Source organism: Alistipes sp. An66, assembly GCF_002161445.1.
GTDB lineage: Bacteria > Bacteroidota > Bacteroidia > Bacteroidales > Rikenellaceae > Alistipes > Alistipes cottocaccae.
Genome location: NZ_NFHT01000005.1, coordinates 163,156 through 181,437, shown reverse-complemented (window position 1 = coordinate 181,437; position 18,282 = coordinate 163,156). Strand labels below are relative to the sequence as shown.

The 18,282-nt window shown below is 61.5% G+C and carries 12 protein-coding genes and 1 tRNA gene; 7 read left to right on the top strand and 6 right to left on the bottom strand.

Annotated features, from left to right (window positions below; all coding sequences use genetic code 11):
• Nucleotides 1-177 precede the first annotated feature (177 nt).
• The 3 genes from B5G16_RS05670 to lepA all read right to left on the bottom strand — a co-directional run bounded on the left by B5G16_RS05670 (nt 178) and on the right by lepA (nt 4,078).
• A tRNA-Gly gene (locus tag B5G16_RS05670) sits at nt 178-253 on the bottom strand.
• A gap of 64 nt (nt 254-317) precedes the next feature.
• The gene (locus tag B5G16_RS05665; protein ID WP_087262087.1) at nt 318-2,225 is read right to left on the bottom strand and encodes an AMP-dependent synthetase/ligase; all 1,908 of its coding nucleotides are present in this window, start codon (nt 2,223-2,225) and stop codon (nt 318-320) included.
• Between the two features lie 62 nt (nt 2,226-2,287).
• Nucleotides 2,288-4,078 (bottom strand): translation elongation factor 4, encoded by a 1,791-nt coding sequence (gene lepA, locus B5G16_RS05660; RefSeq protein ID WP_087262085.1) that lies wholly within the window; start codon nt 4,076-4,078, stop codon nt 2,288-2,290.
• Nucleotides 4,079-4,212: 134 nt separating this feature from the next.
• On the opposite strand from lepA, the gene lysA reads away from it, so the two are divergent.
• Nucleotides 4,213-5,376 carry a diaminopimelate decarboxylase gene (gene lysA, locus B5G16_RS05655; RefSeq protein WP_087262082.1) on the top strand — a complete coding sequence of 388 codons (1,164 nt, stop codon included), beginning with the start codon at nt 4,213-4,215 and terminating at the stop codon, nt 5,374-5,376.
• Between the two features lie 82 nt (nt 5,377-5,458).
• Complete coding sequence (locus tag B5G16_RS05650; protein ID WP_087262079.1) at nt 5,459-6,358, top strand: DMT family transporter; 900 nt, start codon at nt 5,459-5,461, stop codon at nt 6,356-6,358.
• 74 nt (nt 6,359-6,432) lie between these two features.
• Here the strand turns inward: B5G16_RS05650 and B5G16_RS05645 are convergent, their stop codons facing one another.
• Both B5G16_RS05645 and B5G16_RS05640 read right to left on the bottom strand, forming a co-directional pair.
• Nucleotides 6,433-8,148 (bottom strand): BACON domain-containing protein, encoded by a 1,716-nt coding sequence (locus tag B5G16_RS05645; protein WP_162612027.1) that lies wholly within the window; start codon nt 8,146-8,148, stop codon nt 6,433-6,435.
• A 173-nt stretch (nt 8,149-8,321) separates the two neighbouring features.
• Nucleotides 8,322-9,683: a TrpB-like pyridoxal phosphate-dependent enzyme gene (locus B5G16_RS05640; protein WP_087262075.1), complete on the bottom strand. Its 1,362-nt coding sequence runs from the start codon at nt 9,681-9,683 to the stop codon at nt 8,322-8,324.
• A 377-nt stretch (nt 9,684-10,060) separates the two neighbouring features.
• On the opposite strand from B5G16_RS05640, the gene pheT reads away from it, so the two are divergent.
• The 4 genes from pheT (at nt 10,061) to dinB (ending at nt 14,972) form a co-directional block, all read left to right on the top strand.
• A complete protein-coding gene (pheT, locus tag B5G16_RS05635; protein WP_087262073.1) occupies nt 10,061-12,526 on the top strand; it encodes a phenylalanine--tRNA ligase subunit beta in 2,466 nt (821 codons plus the stop codon).
• Between the two features lie 174 nt (nt 12,527-12,700).
• Entirely contained in the window at nt 12,701-13,336 is a 636-nt protein-coding gene (locus B5G16_RS05630) for a nitroreductase family protein (protein WP_087262071.1), read from the top strand.
• 29 nt (nt 13,337-13,365) lie between these two features.
• On the top strand, nt 13,366-13,836 hold the full coding sequence (locus B5G16_RS05625) for a DUF4186 domain-containing protein (protein ID WP_087262069.1): 471 nt from the start codon (nt 13,366-13,368) through the stop codon (nt 13,834-13,836).
• An 80-nt stretch (nt 13,837-13,916) separates the two neighbouring features.
• Complete coding sequence (gene dinB / locus B5G16_RS05620) at nt 13,917-14,972, top strand: DNA polymerase IV (RefSeq protein WP_087262068.1); 1,056 nt, start codon at nt 13,917-13,919, stop codon at nt 14,970-14,972.
• A 230-nt stretch (nt 14,973-15,202) separates the two neighbouring features.
• Here dinB and B5G16_RS05615 read toward each other — a convergent pair whose 3' ends face one another.
• Nucleotides 15,203-17,392, bottom strand: coding sequence for a beta-N-acetylhexosaminidase (locus B5G16_RS05615; RefSeq protein ID WP_087262066.1), 2,190 nt, complete (start codon nt 17,390-17,392; stop codon nt 15,203-15,205).
• Between the two features lie 88 nt (nt 17,393-17,480).
• Between B5G16_RS05615 and mazG the strand changes: the two genes are divergently transcribed.
• Entirely contained in the window at nt 17,481-18,260 is a 780-nt protein-coding gene (gene mazG, locus B5G16_RS05610) for a nucleoside triphosphate pyrophosphohydrolase (protein ID WP_087262064.1), read from the top strand.
• Nucleotides 18,261-18,282 lie beyond the last annotated feature (22 nt).

The window sequence follows — 18,282 nt, the reverse complement described above, 5'->3', positions numbered from 1 at the left end:
TCCCTCCCTCTTGGAGCGGAAAACGGGATTCGAACTCGCGTTTCACGCGAGCGGTTCCGCGATTGTTTGTCGACACCCCCGGCCCCTGAAAGGGGCGTCGAGGGCCGCGGGCGGCGAATTCCTCCGTCCGCAAAATTCAAGACAACAGGGAGAACCTTTTGGCTCTCCCTGTTGTCTTGGAGCGGAAAACGGGATTCGAACCCGCGACCCTCAGCTTGGGAAGCTGATGCTCTACCGACTGAGCTATTTCCGCGTTACGGAGTACAAAGATACTCCGAATTTTTGAATTGACAAGTTTTCCCGCCCCGAAAAATGCCTCATCCGAGCAATTTTTTCAGAGCTTTCAGATTTTCAGAATTTTCCACCTGCTTCCCGTCCGGTGAGTAGAGATACTCCAACCGCTCGCGGAAACGCTCCTCGACTTTCGACCGTACGATCTTCATCGTGCTGTTCACCAGCCCGTTCTGCTCGGTGAAGGCCTCGTCGACGATCGCCAGCCCCGCCGGCAGCCAGCGCTCCGGGAATTCCCCGGCGAACACGCCTCCTGCCCGGTACTTGTCGATCTCGGCGGCAAGGATGCGGGCCGCGGCGGCCGGGCGCTCCTCCCCCACGGTCTTGCGCTGGTCGAGTTCGCGCCGCAACGCTTCGGCATTCGGAACGACGATCGCCCCCGTGAAGGGATTCTGGTTGTTGTGAATGATGATCTGGTCGATGAACGGCGACTTGTCGACGATCGACTCCTCCATTCCCTCGGGGCTGTACTTCTCGCCGTCCGAGGCGATCAGCAGGCTCTTGAACCGCCCCAGCACATAGAGGAACTCGTCCTGCGAGACGTAGCCCATGTCGCCCGTGTGGAGCCATCCGTCGCGGACGGTTTCGGCCGTGGCTTCGGGGTTCTTCCAGTATCCGGCCATGACGTTCTCGCCGCGGATGACGATCTCGCCCTTTTGGCCGCGGGGCATCTCGCGCCCCTCCTCGTCGAGGATTTTCAGGTCGAGCGGGATGAGGATCTTGCCCGACGACCCGAAGCGGTGCCAGTGGTATTTCGGCGAGTTGGTCGAGATGACGGGCGTGGCCTCCGAGAGCCCGTATCCCTGGAACATCGGGATGCCGATGGCATAGAAGAAGCGCTGCAATTCGGCGTCGAGCAGCGCTCCGCCGCCGACGAAGAACTTCATGCAGCCGCCGAACGCCTCGCGGACCTTGCGGAAGAGCACGGCGTCGAAGAGCGAGACGAAGGGCCGCAGCAGACAGCGCCACCCTTTACCGCGGCTGTACCCGTCGGCGTTGTAGGCATAGCCGACTTTGAGCGCAAGGCGGAAGAACTTCTCCGTGAAGGCGCCTTTGGTGCGGATCGAGTTTTCGATGTTCTTGCGGAAATTCTTGGCCAGCGCCGGGACCGACAACAGAAAATGGGGCTGCACCTCGCGGATGTTCAGCGGGATGTTTTTGAGGGTCTCCATCGGGGTTTTGCCGATCTGGACCGTGGCGACCGAGGCGCCGCAGGCGATCATGATGTAGAATCCGACGACGTGGGCGAAGCAGTGGTCCAGCGGCAGGATGATCAGCGTGCGGTAGTAGGACGGGATGTCGATGCGCGAGAGCGACTGCTCGACATTGGCCGTGTAGTTGCGGTGCGTGAGGACGACGCCCTTCGGGTCGGCCGTGGTCCCGGAGGTGTAGGTGATCGTGGCGTAGTCGTCGTTCTGAATGGCCTGCCCGATCTTCAAAAACTCCTCCTTGTGCTTCGAGAGGTAGTCGCGGCCGAGCCGGCGCAGGGTTCCGTAGGCGGTCTCCCCGGTTTCGAGGGGAATGTGTCCGAGGACGATGACGTGCTCGATCTGCGGGAGTTCGGCGCGGATGCGGCGGATCTTGGGCAGCTGGTACTTCGAGACGAAGATCGCCTTGACCTCGGCGTGGCGCAGCCGGAACAGGAGGTCGTTCGACTCTTCGAGCTTTACCGAGAGGGGCACGCTGATGGCTCCCGCGTAGAAGAGTCCGAGTTCGGAGATGATCCAGGCGTTGGATCCTTCGGCGAGGATGGCGACCTTGTCCTTCGGCCGGATACCGACGGAGACGAGGCCGGCGCCGACTTCGAGGGCCAGTTCACGGGTTTCGGCATAGGTCGTGGGCTCGAACTTGTGGTGTCGTTTTTCGAGCAGGAAGGTCTTGCCGCCGTACTTGTCGACGGAGGCCTCGAAGAGGTCGATGATGGTTTTCTTCATTTTTCCAGAATCTCAATCCATTTTCAACACGGAGTTTTTGTTCCGTCGTGCGGGTTTGCGGCTCAATCCATTTTCAGGACGGCGAGGAATGCCGACTGCGGGACTTCGACGTTGCCGATCTGACGCATGCGCTTCTTGCCCTTCTTCTGTTTTTCGAGCAGCTTGCGCTTGCGGGAGATGTCGCCGCCGTAGCACTTGGCCGTAACGTCCTTGCGCACGGCCTTGACCGTCTCGCGGGCGATGATTTTGGCGCCGATGGCGGCCTGTATGGCGATGTCGAACTGCTGGCGCGGGATGAGCTCTTTGAGTTTCTCGCACATCTTGCGTCCGAAGTCGTAGGCATGGTCGGTGTAGGTGAGCGACGAGAGGGCGTCGACGGGTTCGCCGTTCAGCAGAATATCGAGTTTGACGAGTTTCGAGAGCTGGAATCCCGTGCGGTGGTAGTCGAACGAGGCGTATCCTTTGGAGATGCTCTTCAACTTGTCGTAGAAGTCGAAGACGATCTCCGAGAGGGGCATGTCGAAGTTGACCTCGACGCGGTCCTGGGTGATGAAGGTCTGGTTTTTCATCACGCCGCGCTTGTCGATGCAGAGTTTGATGACGTTGCCGAGGAATTCGGACTTGGTGATGATCTGCGCGAGGATGTAGGGCTCCTCGATCTTGGCGATTTTGGTGATTTCGGGCAGTCCCGAGGGGTTGTGGACCTCCAGGACGTCGCCCTGCGTGGTGGTGACGCGGTAGGAGACGTTGGGCACGGTGGTGATGACGTCCATGTCGAATTCGCGGTAGAGGCGCTCCTGGATGATCTCCATGTGGAGCAGTCCGAGGAATCCGCAGCGGAATCCGAATCCGAGGGCGAGCGAGCTTTCGGGCTCGAAGGTGAGCGAGGCGTCGTTGAGCTGCAACTTTTCGAGCGAGGCGCGCAGGTCTTCGTACTGGTCGGCCTCGACGGGATAGACGCCGGCGAAGACCATGGGTTTGACGTCCTCGAATCCGGCGATGGCCTCCTGCGCGGGGTTTGCCACCGAGGTGATCGTATCGCCGACCTTGACGTCCGACGAGGTTTTGATTCCCGAGCAGATATAGCCGACGTCTCCGGCGCGGATCTCGTCGCGGGGCTGCATTTTGAGTTTGAGCACGCCCACTTCGTCGGCGTCGTATTCGCTTCCGGTGTTGAAGAACTTGACGTGGTCGCCCTTCCGGATGGTTCCGTTGAAGACGCGGAAATAGGCGATGATGCCGCGGAAGGGGTTGAACACCGAGTCGAAGATCAGGGCCTGCAACGGGGCGTTTTCATCGCCTTTGGGTGCGGGGATGCGCTGCACGATGGCTTCGAGGACCTCCTCGATGCCGAGTCCGGTTTTTCCCGAGGCGAGCAGGATATCCTCCTCCCTGCATCCGATCAGGTCGATGACCTGGTCCTTGACCTCGTCGATCATGGCGGATTCCATGTCGATCTTGTTCAGCACGGGGATGATTTCGAGGTCGTGTCCGACGGCGAGGTAGAGGTTCGAGATGGTCTGTGCCTGGATGCCCTGCGTGGCGTCGACGACGAGCAGGGCGCCCTCGCACGAGGCGATGGCGCGCGAGACCTCGTAGGAGAAGTCGACGTGTCCCGGGGTGTCGATCAGGTTGAGCGTATAGCGTTCGCCGTCGCGGGCCGTGTACTCCATCTGGATGGCGTGGCTCTTGATGGTGATTCCCTTTTCGCGTTCGAGCTCCATGTCATCGAGGACCTGCGACTGCATTTCGCGCTGGTTCAGGGTATTGGTCTTTTCCAGCAGGCGGTCTGCGAGGGTCGATTTCCCGTGGTCGATATGGGCTATGATGCAGAAGTTGCGGATATTTTTCATACAAGCGTGTAAAATCTCACGCAAAGATAGGAAATATTTTGAATAGTAAAGGGATTCCGGGCCGGAGGATTTGTAAAAATAATTAATAATACATACATTTGCGAACTGAAACCACAGGGAAAATTCAGGCAGTTATGTTGAGCAGACAGATCGCATCGAAACTCCGGGGCTACGAGACCCCGTTCTATCTTTACGACACGGCGTTGCTGCGCCAGACGCTGGAAAGCGTCGTATCGGAGTCGAACAAGTACGGCTACAAGGTGCACTACGCCATCAAGGCGAACTACGACGACCACCTGCTGGGGATCATCCGCGAATACGGTCTGGGCATCGACTGTGCGAGCGGCAACGAGCTCCGGAAGGCGATCGAGGCGGGCTTCGACCCGAAGGGGATCGTCTATGCGGGCGTCGGAAAACGGGACAAGGAGCTCCGCTACGCCATCGAGCAGGAGATTCTGGCGATCAACTGCGAGTCGATCCAGGAGCTGGAACTCATCGACCGCTTCTCGGCCGAAATGGGCAAGACGACGGATGTTGCGCTGCGCATCAACCCGGACATCGACCCGAAGACGAACCACTGCATCGACACGGGACAGGCCGACAGCAAGTTCGGCATTTCGTATGAGGAGGTGCTCGAACACGCCGGGGAGATCCGCGCGCTGACGCACATCCGCATCATCGGTCTGCACCTGCACATCGGTTCGCAGATCCGCGAGCTGCACGTCTTCGAGAACATGTGCAACAAGGTGAACGTCATCGTCGAGAATCTGGAAAAGCTCGGTTTCGAGCTGCGGTTCGTCGACGTGGGCGGCGGTCTGGGCGTGAACTACGACGTTCCGGAGAACGAGCCGATCCCGAACTTCGCGTCGTTGTTCTCGATCGTGCACAACCACCTGTGCGTCGGCGACCGGGAGGTTCACTTCGAGTTCGGGCGTTCGATCGTCGCCGAGTGCGGCGAGCTGATCACGACGGTGCTGTTCAACAAGACGACGGCTACGGGACGGCGGCTGCTGATCGTCGACGCCTCGATGACCGAGCTGATCCGCCCGGCCCTGTACGGTTCGTACCACAACATCGAGAACATCACGGCGGCGGACGACGCTCCGCGAACGAAATATACGGTCGTGGGCACGGCCTGCGAATCGACGGACGTCTTCGACGAGAACGTGACGCTGCGCACGACGCAGCGGGGCGACCTGCTGACGATCAAGTCGGCCGGAGCCTACGGCATGTCGATGGCCTCGCGCTACAACCTCCACGACCTTCCGGGTGCGGTTTACAGCGACGAAATCAAGTAAACGACCATTTCATCCCAACGAAGGCGGCCCCGAAGCCGCCTTCCTTGCTTTTCTTACGTAACGAACGAAATCTTTCTCAACCATGTGGCTGACCCTTGCCTTTACCTCGGCCGCGCTGCTCGGCCTGTATGACGTTGCCAAGAAAAAGGCCCTGACCGGAAACGCCGTGCTTCCGGTACTGCTGCTCAATACGCTCTTCTCGACGCTGTTTTTCGTCCCGGCGATCCTCTCCGCGGAGTTCGGCCTGGGATGGTTCGACGGCACGGTGCTCGCCGCCTCGCCCGGCACCGCCACGGCCCACGGACTGGTGATCCTCAAATCGGTGATCGTCCTCACGTCGTGGATCTTCGGCTACTTCGGCATGAAGCACCTGCCGATCACGATCGTGGGCCCGATCAACGCCACGCGGCCCGTCATGGTGCTCGTCGGAGCATTCCTCTTCTTCGGCGAACGGCTCAACGCCTGCCAGTGGATCGGTGTGGCGCTGGCTCTGGTGTCGCTGTTTCTGTTGAGCCGGTCTTCCCGCCGCGAGGGGGTCGACTTCACCCACAACCTCTGGATTCTCTTCATTGCGCTGGCGGCCGTCACGGGGGCCGTGAGCGGGCTCTACGACAAATACATCATGACGCGCCTCGACCCGGTTTTCGTGCAGAGCTGGTACAACTTGTACCAGTTCCTGATGATGTCGGTGGTGGTCGCCGTGCTGTGGCTGCCGCGGCGGGGCCGCACGACGCCGTTCCGGTGGAGCTGGGCCATCCCGCTGATTTCGGTTTTCCTGACGCTGGCCGACTTCGCCTATCTCTACGCCTTGCAGGAGCCGGATGCCATGATCTCGATCGTCTCGATGATCCGGCGGGGATCGGTCGTGGTATCGTTCCTGTGCGGTGCGATGCTGTTCCACGAGCGGAACCTGCGCTCGAAGGCCGTCGATCTGGCCTTCATTCTGGTAGGTATGGTCTTCCTGTGGCTCGGCTCGCGGTAAAAGAAGAAGGGCGGATATGAAAACAGGCCTGTCTCGTCAAAGGACAGGCCTGTTTTTTTGTGGTGCAGGACGGGTTATTCCGCCTTCCGGAAGTCGATGGTGATGGTCTTGCCGCCGTACGTCCAACTCGATGAGTATACATTCAAACCTTCCGGCACTGTCTCGTTGTCAAACCAGACCGTGACCGGGAATGTCGACTCCCCGTCTCCAGGATTGTCAGAGCAGCTCAACTCTGTCAACACCGTGTTCCGGCTGATATCCAGCGATGTCAACTGATTGGAGAAGCAGTACAAATCCGTCAGCGCCGTGTTCGCGCGCACATCCAACTTCGTCAACTGATTGTAGCTGCAGGTCAAATGCGTCAGTGCCGTATTCGCGCGCACATCCAGCGACGTCAACTGATTGCTGCCGCAGTGCAAATACGTCAGCGCCGTATTCCGGCTGATATCCAGCTCCGTCAACTGATTGTCGTAGCACCACAACCCTGTCAACGCCGTATTCTGTCTAACATCCAGCTCCGTCAACTGATTGCTGCCGCAGTGCAACTGCGTCAGTGCCGTGTTCGCGCTGACATTCAGCTCCGTCAACTGATTGGATTCGCACCACAAACCCGTCAATGCCGTATTTCGGCTCACATCCAGCGACGTCAACGAATTGGAGGAGCAGGACAAATTCATCAGCTCTGTATTCTGTCTAACATCCAGCTTCGTCAACGAATTGGAGGAGCAGGACAACGTCGTCAGCGCCGTGTTCGCGCTCACATCCAGCGTCGTCAACTGATTGGAGTGGCAGTACAAATACGTCAGCGCCGTGTTCGCGCTGACATCCAGCGTCGTCAACTGATTGGAGTCGCACTTCAAGAACGTCAGCGCCGTGTTCTCGCTGACATCCAGCAACTCCAACGAATTGTAGTCGCACTTCAAGAACGTCAGCGATTCGAAATACTCAATCCCTCGCAGAGAGGTAAGCGTACCGGGATTGTCATAGCTCCCCGCAACGTCCAGAGAGGTGATTGCGGCTATCTTTTCCATGTCAGCCGACGTGATATTTTCCGCATCAGAGATATGCCCCAGTTCCTGCAACTTCTTTGCAAAGTCCGGGTCGAACTGGGCGGTGAAATCCACAACCTCGGATGCCGCCGTCTGGGTGACGGTCAGCCGCACGCTCTGCTCCCCGCAGACCAGATCGGCATAAGCCGTGCGGTCCGATGCCCGGAAATTGCGGGCGGCCGACAGTTCGACGGTCTGTTCGCCGGCCGTACCGCTCATGGGCGTGACGGAGAGCCAGTCGGCCGAGGATTCGGCATCGTCGTACACGACCGAAAGCGTCCAGTCGGCCGCGGCGGTAAACGCGACCGTTGCGGTCCGCTCCTCGACGGCGTCAAGCGCATATTCGGTCTGCTCGATGATCAGCTCCAGAGCATCGGCAGCTGCCTGGGTGACGGTCAGCCGCACCTGCTGCTCCCCGCAGACGACATCCACAAAGGCCGTGCGGGAGGCGGTGTGCGTATTGCAGGCGGCCGACAGTTCGACGGTCTGTTCGCCGGCCGTACCGCTCGCGGGCGTGACAGTCAGCCAGTTGGCCGTGGATTCGGCATCGTCGTACACGACCGAAAGCGTCCAGTCGGCCGGGGCGGAGAACGAAACCGTTGCGGTCCGATTTTCGACGGCGTCAAACGCATATTCGGTCTTCGCGATGGTCAGGTTTTCGGGACGGGGGTCACCATCGTCCTTCTTGCAGCCTGTAAAGGCAAGGGTGGCAGCGAGTGCCAGCAGATAAAAACGTTTCATAGGCTGATTCGTTTGAGTTTGTAAAATGCTCGGGTTCATTCAAAGATAAGGATTTTTCTCGATCGGACCAAACAATTTCGCCCGAAAAGGCTCAAAAACAGGGTTTTTCGAAAAAAAACGAAGGAGCGGACCTCATCCGGCGGCCCGCCCCTTCCATTGCTTCAACCGATGCTTCAAATCAGCTTCTCCAACCGGTTGACCGTCTTTGCGATCTCTTCATCGGACGGCGTATAGTCTTTCAGCACGCCGGCCAGATACTGCTCGTAGGCGAAGAGGTCGATGACACCCGTTCCCGAAAGGTTGAAGAGGATGGTCTTCGGCGTCCCCTCCTCCCTGGCCTTCTGCGCCTCGCGGATCGCCGCGGCGATGGCGTGCGTCGATTCCGGGGCGGGGATGATCCCTTCGGTCTGGGCGAAGAGCACCCCGGCGGCGAGGGTCTCGACCTGCGGCACCGACTGCGCCTCGATCAGGCCGTCTTTGAGCAGCTGGCTGACGATCGACCCGGCGCCGTGGTAGCGGAGGCCTCCGGCGTGGATGTCCGAGGGCTGGAAGTCGTGCCCGAGGGTGTACATCGGGATCAGGGGCGTGTATCCGGCGACATCCCCGAAATCGTACTGGAACTGCCCGCGGGTGAGCTTCGGGCAGCTCGACGGCTCGACGGCCACGACGCGGATCCGCTTGCCCTCGACGAAGTTCCTGCGCAGGAACGGGAATCCGATACCGGCGAAGTTGCTGCCGCCGCCGAAGCAGCCGATCACGATGTCGGGTTCGGCGTCGGCCATCTCCATCTGCGTGACGGCCTCCTGCCCGATGACGGTCTGGTGCAGCAGCACGTGGTTCAGGACGCTGCCCAGGCAGTAGCGCGTGTCTTCGGGGCGGCGGAGCGCCATCTCGACGGCCTCCGAAATCGCCAGCCCGAGGCTTCCCGAGCACGCCGGGTCGCGTTCGAGGACGGCGCGGCCCGATTCGGTGAGCATCGAGGGCGAAGCCACGCACTCGGCGCCCCAGGTGTTCATCATCAGCCGCCGGTAGGGCTTCTGGTCGTAGCTGACGCGGACCATGAAGACCCGCAGGTCGATGCCGAAGTGCTTCGCGGCGAAGGCGATCGAGGCCCCCCACTGCCCGGCGCCGGTCTCGGTGGTCAGGTGCTTGATACCCTGCTTGTAGTTGTAGTAGGCCTGCGGCACGGCGGTATTGGGCTTGTGGGATCCGGCCGGGGAGACGCTTTCGTTCTTGAAATAGATCTTCGCCGGGGTGTCGAGGGCCTTTTCGAGACCCGTAGCGCGCACCAGCGGCGTCGGACGCCAGATCTTGTAGATCTCCTGCACCTCCTCGGGGATGTCGATGAAACGCTGGGTGGACATCTCCTGGTCGATGAGTTCCTCGGCGAAGATGGCCGACATCTGCTCCTTGGTGACGGGGCGTTTGGTTGCGGGATCGAGCGGCGGGAGGGGTTTCGTGGGCATGTCGGCCACGATGTTGTACCATTGGGTGGGCATCTGGTTCTCGGCGAGGCAGAATTTTTTCGTGTTCATGGCGTTTGGAAATTTGAGTTATTTGATGTCTTGCGTATCCGGACAAGAAAAAGCCCGCTGCTTACTGTTTCGTAAACAACGGGCTTGCGGGGTGTATTCGATTCGGCCTTACCATACACGCGACGGGGCGCACTCATTGTTCACGAGCGTCAACGGGTGCCACCACCAAGTCTGTATGTTGAAATTCCGAAGCATGTTTCCGATTAGCTTTTTGCAAATATAAAACGCCGGGCCGGAAAATGCAAATTTTTTACGAATTATTTTCGGTACCTGTATATAAAGGGCGGCGGAACGAGAAATCACGGGGCGAAACGGACGTACTTTCGGGAAAAATTACTACTTTTGCATGATTGTCTGCAAATTCAAAATTCGACGATATGAATATTTCGTACAACTGGCTCAAACGCTACCTCGCGACGGACCTTCCGGCCGAGCGGATCGCCGAGGTGCTTACGGATATCGGCCTGGAGGTCGAGGGCTTCGAGAAGATCGAGACCGTGAAGGGCGGTCTTGCGGGGGTCGTGGTCGGCGAGGTGCTGACGTGTGAGGACCACCCGGATTCGGACCACCTGCACGTCACGACGGTGGACGTCGGCGAGGGCGAACCGCTGCGGATCGTCTGCGGGGCCGCGAACTGCCGGGCCGGGCTGAAAGTGCTCTGCGCGAAGATCGGCGCGGTGCTCTACCCCAACGGCGGCGACGAGGAGTTCAAGATCAAGCGCTCGAAGATCCGCGGCGTGGAGTCGCTGGGCATGCTCTGCGCCGAGGATGAACTCGGCATCGGGACGTCGCACGCGGGGATCATGGAGCTTCCGGCGGATGCCCCCGTGGGCATGAGCGCCCGCGAGTACCTGCACGTCGAGGACGACTACCTGATCGAGATCGGCCTGACGCCCAACCGCGTGGATGCGGCGTCGCATATCGGCGTGGCGCGCGACCTGGCGGCATGGCTGCGGAGCCGGGGCGAGGCTGCCGAGGTACGGTGGCCGGATGTATCGGCCTTCGCCGCGGACAACCACGACCTGGAGGTGAAGATCCGGGTCGAGAACACGGAGGCCTGCCCTCGCTATGCGGGCGTGACGGTCACGGGCTGCAAGATCGGCCCTTCGCCGGAATGGATGCAGAACTGTCTGCGCGCCGCGGGCATCAACCCGAAGAACAATCTGGTGGACATCACGAACTTCGTCCTGTTCGAGCTGGGCCAGCCGCTGCACGCCTTCGACGCCGACAAGATCGAGGGACGCGAGGTGGTGGTCCGCACCTGCGCCGAGGGAACTCCGTTCGTGACGCTGGACGGCGTGGAGCGCAAACTCACGGAGCGCGACCTGATGATCTGCTCGGCCGAGCGCCCGATGTGCATTGCTGGGGTTTTCGGCGGTTTGGATTCGGGCATCAGCGACACGACGACCAACGTCTTCATCGAGAGTGCCTGCTTCAACCCGGTTTGGGTGCGCAAGACGGCCAAACGCTTCGGGCTGAATACCGACTCGTCGTTCCGCTTCGAGCGGGGCGTGGATCCGAACTTGCAGGTCTACGCCGCGATGCGGGCCGCGCTGCTGATGAAGGAGCTGGCCGGAGGTACGATTTCGAGCGACATCACGGACCTGTGTCCGCAGCCGGCCGCGGATTTCGTCTTCGGCTTCTCGCTTTCGCGGGCCCGGATGCTGATCGGCAAGGAGATTCCCGAGGAGACGATCCGCACGATCCTCGCTGCACTGGATGTGAAGGTTCTTTCGGAGCAGGGCGACGTGCTGACGGTGGCCGTGCCGCCCTACCGGGTGGACGTGCAGCGTGAGGCGGACCTCGTGGAGGAGATCCTGCGCATCTACGGCTACAACAACGTGGAGATCCCCGCGCGGGTTCGCTCGACGCTCTCCTACGCGCCGAAACCCGACCGTCCGAAGCTGATGAACCTGGCGGCGGACTTCCTGACGGCCAACGGCTTCACGGAGATCATGTCGAACTCGCTGACGAAGGGCTCCTACTACGACGGCCTGACGTCGTACCCGGCTGATCGGTGCGTGCGGATCCTGAATCCGTTGAGCGCGGACCTGAACGTCATGCGCCAGACGCTGCTGTTCAACATGATGGAGGCCGTTGCGCTGAACATCAACCACAAGAACGGCGATCTGATGCTCTACGAGTTCGGCAACTGCTACTTCTACGACGCCGCGAAGCGCACGGAGGAGAACCGCCTGGCGGCCTACTCCGAGGAGTACCGGCTGGCGGTGGCCGTGACGGGCACGACCGAGCCCCAGTCGTGGAACACGAAACCCGAAAAGGCGTCGTTCTTCACGCTGCGCGCCGTTGCCGAAAAGCTGCTGCGCCGCTTCGGGCTGGACATCTACGCCTTGAAGAGCGAACCGTTGCAGAGCGATCTCTTCGGCGAGGGCCTCTCGGTGGAACTGAACGGCAAGCCGCTGATGCAGATCGGTACGGTTGCCCCGAAGATCCGCCGCCGCATGGATGTCAAGCAGGAGGTCTACTACCTGGAACTGAACTTCGATGCGCTGGTGAAGTCGACGAAGAAACAGAAGATCGCAGCCGGGGAGCTGTCGAAATATCCGGAGGTAAAACGCGACCTGGCGCTGCTGGTGGATCGGCAGACGACCTTTGCGCAGCTGCGTGAGACGGCCTTCGCAACGGAGCGGAAGCTCCTGAAGAGCGTTTCGCTGTTCGACGTCTACGAGGGCGACAAGCTCCCCGAGGGGAAGAAGTCCTATGCGTTGAGCTTCGTGCTGGAAGACAAGAGCCGCACGCTCGACGACAAGACGATCGAGCGCGTGATGACGAACCTCGCGCGGCAGTTCGAGCAGCGCTGCGGGGCCACGGTCCGTGCCTGACCGGAGTCCGGAGAGCGATTACGGAGGAAGGGCCGCCCCGGGGCGGCCCTTTTTTTGCGGTTTTTTGAAGGGTGCCGGACCCGTCCTCCCCGCTTCGGGACAAAAAAAGCGGGCCAACGCTTTTCCGAATCAGTTTTTATGCGTAATTTTAGGCGACACAAAAAAAGAGACCTTATGAATGCACGGAAAATGGCCTGGCTGTGCGCCGGGTTGCTGGCCATGACGGGCTGCGCGCCGCAGGGCGGTTCGCAGCCGGAGACATCCCCCGCGGGGGAGAATGCGGTGATCGAGACGATTCTGGCACGTCGGAGCATCCGCAAGTACACGGCGCAACCCGTCGAGCGGGAGAAACTCGAACTGATCGTGAAATGCGGCATCAATGCCCCGAGCGGACTGAACAAACAGCCGTGGGCGGTCCGCGTGGTGGACGACGCGGCCTACATCGACGGTCTGACGGCGCTCTACACGAGGGCCAACCCGAAGGCTGCCGAGGACCCGAATTTCAGGAACATGTTCCGCAACGCCCCGGCGGTGATCTTCATCGCCTCGCCGGCGGACGGCAGCGGACAGCTGGATTGCGGATTGTTGGGTGAGAACATGCTTCTCGCGGCGCAGTCGCTGGGGCTGGGCACCTGCTGCCTGGGCGGCCCGACGCGCTTCATGACGGATGCGCCCGAAGCCGCACCCTACCTGGAAAAACTGGGCCTGCCGGAGGATTACAAACTGCTCTATGCCATCGGTGTAGGCTATCCGGACGAGTCGCCGGAGGCCAAACCGCGCGACGAGTCGAAGGTGCGGTTCATCGACTGACGGAGTCCCCGCCGCACGAAACTGGGACCATGAAACGGAGGGTTGCACCTGATCCCGAACTCTTTGCCGACTGCCCCGCCGCTCCGTCTCCGGAGGCGGGGCGGTCTTCGGTATTGGCAGAAGAGTCTGTGCCGGCACTTCCGGCCGAAGCATTGGGCGCTCTTTTCGAACGTCTCTCCCGGTCGGCGTTCCGGAGCCGCTTCCGACTGCGGACGACGGAGCTGGACTATATCGCGGCGAAGGGCCTTGCAACGATCCGGCAGCATGCCGGGGATTTTGTCCGACAGCGGCTCGCCCCGGCCTTCCCGCCCAACGACGGGCGTCAGACCCCGATGCGGGGGCATCCGGTCTTCGTGGCGCAGCACGCCACGGGGTGCTGCTGCCGGGGATGTCTCGCCAAGTGGCACGGCATCCCGGCGGGCCGTCCGCTGACGGAGGCCGAACAGGCGTATGTCGTGGAGGTGCTGATGGCGTGGATCGGGCGGCAGATGGCCCGGTAGTTGCGGCTGCGGTCCCCGATTACCCGCTTTTCGGCCTGCCCGGCTGCAATAACTTGTAAAAGAATAAACCGAAACCGACGATGCCGCAGCGCAAGATCATACATATCGACATGGACGCCTTCTTTGCCGCGGTGGAGCAGCGCGACAACCCGGCGCTGCGGGGACGTCCGATCGCCGTGGGACACGACGGACCGCGGGGCGTGGTGGCTACGGCCAGCTACGAAGCCCGCCCCTACGGCGTGCATTCGGCGCTTTCGTCGACCGTCGCCAGACGGCTGTGCCCCGATCTGATCTTCATTCCGGCGCGTTTCGAGGTCTACAAGGCGGTTTCGCAGCAGATCCGCGCCATCTTCCGCGAATATACGGATCTGGTCGAGCCGCTGTCGCTGGACGAGGCCTTTCTGGATGTCTCGCACGTGCGTTCGGCGACGCTCGTAGCCCGGGAGATCAAGGCGCGGATCCTCGCCGAGACGCACCTCACGGCTTCGGCGGGCGTCTCGGTGAACAAGATGCTGGCGAAGATCGCCTCGGACTACCGCAAGCCCGACGGGCTCTTCACCATCGCCCCTGCCGAGATCGAGTCGTTCGTGGCGACGCTTCCCGTCGAACGCTTTTTCGGGATCGGGGCGGTGACGGCCGAGCGGATGCACCGCCTGGGGATCCGTACGGGAGCAGACCTGCGGCAATGGGAGGAGTCGGCGCTCGTGCACCAGTTCGGGAAGGCGGGCCATGCCTACTACGGCTATGCACGGGGAATCGACAACCGGGCCGTCACGCCGAACCGGGTCCGCAAGTCGCTGGGCGCCGAGACGACCTTCGCCGAGGACATCGACGACCGGCTGCGCCTGCAACAGGAGTTGGACGGCGTCCGGGAGGAGGTCTGGGCGCGGTTGCAGCGGCATGAATTCCGGGGCAAGACGGTGGTTCTGAAACTCAAATACGACAATTTCCGGCAGATCACGCGTTCGAAGACGCTGCTCTCGGCGATCGAGGACGAAATGCAGCTGGCCCGGATCGCCGAGGAGCTGCTTGCCGGGGTGAATCTCCGCGGCCGGAAGGTGCGCCTGATCGGACTCACGGTGGGCAACACGCCCGAAGCCTGCACCGATTGCATCCAGCTTCGTTTCGACTTCTGACGGCTTGCGCGACACGCCTACCCTCCCCGTTCCTTCCCTTCCCACTTTGGCTCGTCCGTTTTCCGCGCCGTTCCCACTCCGGCCCCGGCAACGATTCTTTTCGCGACATCCCGGCTACCCTGCCGACACTCCGCATCCCGGTCTCACACGCATTCTGCCCGCCCGATGCCGATGCCGCCTTTCACCACTCCGCTCCGCCTTTTCCGTACCCCACCGACCCTGCCGCCGGCCTATAACCGCGGCAGCACCTGCGGGGGCTGAATGGTGACGTAGGGCGTGCCGTTGTCGTCGCAGGTCGAGACGATCCGCACGGCCTTCACGGGACGCTCGGGACGGAGCGTCGCACTCCCCTTTTCCAGTTCGGCCGCACGCTCGAACCGCGCGCCGTCATAGGAGACTTCGGCATACCCCGTCGTGATGATCGTCTTGGGCAGCTGCCGGTTTCCGGTTTGCAGGAACATTTCGCGGCATGTAACCGGCTTTTCAAAGGTGTAGAGGATCCAGTCCTGCTGGCGACAGGCGCGGCGGGTTCGTGCGAGCCCGCGATATGTGGAGGCATTGGTGTAGGGAAACCGTTCACTTTCGCCCATCGAGGTCTCGATCACCAGCGCCGGGCGGATCGTCCGCCAGCGCGAATCATCGGCCGCATAGGGGCTCCGTGCCGTGCCGTAGCGGGTGTAAAAGCGGTATTTCCAGGGTTGGTCCGTGCGGACGGGGCCCGTGTAGCGGTGCTCCCTGTCGGACCCGTCCACAAGGTAGAAGACCTCTGTTCCCTCCTCGGACGTGACGGTGAGCACGCCGCTGCCGCCCGCCGCCTTCGGGGCCGCATAGGCTACCTTCGGCGGGAACAACCGGAAACGGATCCCCATGGCGGCCATGCGCGGGTAATGTTGCTCCTTCAACTCCCGGTAATAGGCGTCCCAGCCTTCGTCGTTGCCGCTCCACGCGATGCGGGCAAGGGCGCAGATGCGCGGGAAGGTCATATAGTCGAGGTAGTCGGGCTTTTCGGGCTCGTGCGAGACGTAGGCTTCGCTCCAAAAGGCCCCGGACAACCCGACGACATGCCGCAGCTGCTCCGCGGAGAACCCGGCGCGTGCGAAGTCGAATCCGTAGACCTTGCGGGCGTCGAAGACGGCGGCCCAGTCGTGTCCGTCCTCACGGGGCGTCTGGCGCATGTCGAAATAGAAGTATTCGCCGGGCATGACGATCGTCTGATACCCCTTTGCCGTGGCGTCGAGACACGCCTTGACGCTCTCCCAGCCGTGTACGCGGCTCTCGCGGGTGAAGCCGCCCGTGCGCACGGCCTCGTTCCAGACGGCGGGACGCTTGCCGTGGCGGGCGAGGATGGCGGCCATGCGCTCCATGAAGAGGTCTTCCAGCTGGTGGGGATCATTCATGCCGCGCTGCCGCATCAGGGCCTGACAGTCGGGGCAGCGTTTCCACTGCGACATGTCAACCTCGTCGCCGCCCACGTGGATGTACTCCGAGGGGAAGAGTTCGCAGATTTCGCCCAGAATATCCTCCAACAGCCGGTAGTTCTCCTCACGGGCCACGCACCACGCCGAGCGGTAGTCGTAGCCGTTGGTCGAGACGGTGTCGGGCGGATAGTTGCAGCGGATCTCGGGATGCAGCGAGGCGATGTTGCGGCTGTGTCCCGGGAGGTCGATTTCGGGGATGATCTCGATGTTGCGCTCGGCGGCGTAGCGGATCAGCCCGCGCATCTCCTCCTGTGTGAAGTAACCGCCGTATTTCTCTGACCACTTGCCGTATACGGCCTTCACGGGCGAGTCTCCGCCGCGGAATCCGCCCACCTCGGCCAGTTCGGGATGCGAACGGATCTCGATGCGCCACCCTTCGTCGTCCGAGAGGTGCAGGTGCAACTTATTGATATTGTGGCAGGCAAGCAGGTCTATATAACGCATCACTCCCGCCGGTCCGACCCACGTTCTCGCCACGTCGAGCATCATGCCCCGGTAGGCGAAGCGCGGCGCATCCTCGATCACGCCACAGGCCACTTCGGTCCCCGACGCCAGCCCCTGCCGGGCATAGACCGCGGGCGGCAGGAGGCGCAGCAGCGCCTGAACGCCGTTGAACGCACCTCCGTAAGTGCAGCCTCCGATGCGGATGTGTTCCGGCGTGATTTCCAGCCGGTAAGCCTCCGGACTCGCGTCGTCCGAAGCAGCGTCGAGCGTCAGCGCCACGACCCCGTCGCCGGTCACGTCGTTGCGGATCGCGCAGCCGAGGTATCCGGCCAGGTAGCGGGCCAGCGGTTCCAGTGCCGCATCGGCGGCGATCGTCGTGGCGGGTCCGAAGGTGAAGCTCCCCGGACGGGAGATGCGGTGTCCGTCGGCCGGCTGTGCCGAAGCCAGAAGGAGTCCGCCGCAGAGCGCGGCGCAAAGGAGCGTAAGGAGTCTTTTCATGCGGGAACTGCAAATTTGTCAAACACAAAGTTACGATTTTTTCGCCGAAAACACTACCTTTGCAGGAACGGTAAATACGATTTACGACATGGAAGACAAACGTCTGAAAGCTACGGCCCGGCTGCTGGAAGTGATGAACACCCTGCGCCGCGAGTGTCCGTGGGACCGGGAGCAGACCTTCGAGTCGCTCCGCAGCAACACCATCGAGGAGACCTACGAACTGGCCGACGCCATCACGGACCGCAATCTGGATGGAATCAAGGAGGAGCTGGGCGACCTGCTGCTGCACGTGGTCTTCTACTCGAAACTCGGCGAAGAGGAGGGAGCCTTCGATTTCGGCGACGTAGCCAACGCCCTGTGCGACAAGCTGATCTACCGCCATCCGCATGTCTACGGCGACATCCACGCCAATACGCCCGAAGAGGTCAAGGAGAACTGGGAGGCGTTGAAACTCCGCAAGAAGAACCGCAAGAGCGGTACGCTGGGCGGGGTTCCGCGCTCGCTGCCGGCACTGGTCAAGGCCTACCGCATGGGCGAGAAGGCCGCCGGGGCGGGCTTCGACTGGAAGCGGAAGGAGGATGTCTGGGAGAAGGTCAAGGAGGAGGTCGGCGAGGTCGAAGCCGAGATGAAATCGGGCCGCAAGGCCGATCTCGAAGCCGAATTCGGCGACCTGTTCTTCGCGCTGGTCAACGCGGCGCGGCTCTACGGCGTGGATCCCGAATCGGCGTTGGCCCGCACGAACAACAAGTTCATGCAACGCTTCAATTACATGGAGGAACACGCTGCCGCAGAAGGCCGTATGCTTCATGATATGACGCTCGACGAGATGGAGTCCCTCTGGCAGGAAGCCAAGGGAATCGAGCATTGAGAGGAGCATAACCGAATGACGA

Coding starts and splice junctions, on each gene's coding strand:
- B5G16_RS05650 (WP_087262079.1), top strand. CDS start 5,459: ATGTGGCTGACCCTTGCCTTTACCTCGGCCGCGCTGCTCGGCCTGTAT.
- B5G16_RS05640 (WP_087262075.1), bottom strand. CDS start 9,683: ATGAACACGAAAAAATTCTGCCTCGCCGAGAACCAGATGCCCACCCAA.
- pheT (WP_087262073.1), top strand. CDS start 10,061: ATGAATATTTCGTACAACTGGCTCAAACGCTACCTCGCGACGGACCTT.
- B5G16_RS05630 (WP_087262071.1), top strand. CDS start 12,701: ATGAATGCACGGAAAATGGCCTGGCTGTGCGCCGGGTTGCTGGCCATG.
- B5G16_RS05615 (WP_087262066.1), bottom strand. CDS start 17,392: ATGAAAAGACTCCTTACGCTCCTTTGCGCCGCGCTCTGCGGCGGACTC.
- mazG (WP_087262064.1), top strand. CDS start 17,481: ATGGAAGACAAACGTCTGAAAGCTACGGCCCGGCTGCTGGAAGTGATG.
- lepA (WP_087262085.1), bottom strand. CDS start 4,078: ATGAAAAATATCCGCAACTTCTGCATCATAGCCCATATCGACCACGGG.
- B5G16_RS05645 (WP_162612027.1), bottom strand. CDS start 8,148: ATGAAACGTTTTTATCTGCTGGCACTCGCTGCCACCCTTGCCTTTACA.
- lysA (WP_087262082.1), top strand. CDS start 4,213: ATGTTGAGCAGACAGATCGCATCGAAACTCCGGGGCTACGAGACCCCG.
- B5G16_RS05625 (WP_087262069.1), top strand. CDS start 13,366: ATGAAACGGAGGGTTGCACCTGATCCCGAACTCTTTGCCGACTGCCCC.
- dinB (WP_087262068.1), top strand. CDS start 13,917: ATGCCGCAGCGCAAGATCATACATATCGACATGGACGCCTTCTTTGCC.
- B5G16_RS05665 (WP_087262087.1), bottom strand. CDS start 2,225: ATGAAGAAAACCATCATCGACCTCTTCGAGGCCTCCGTCGACAAGTAC.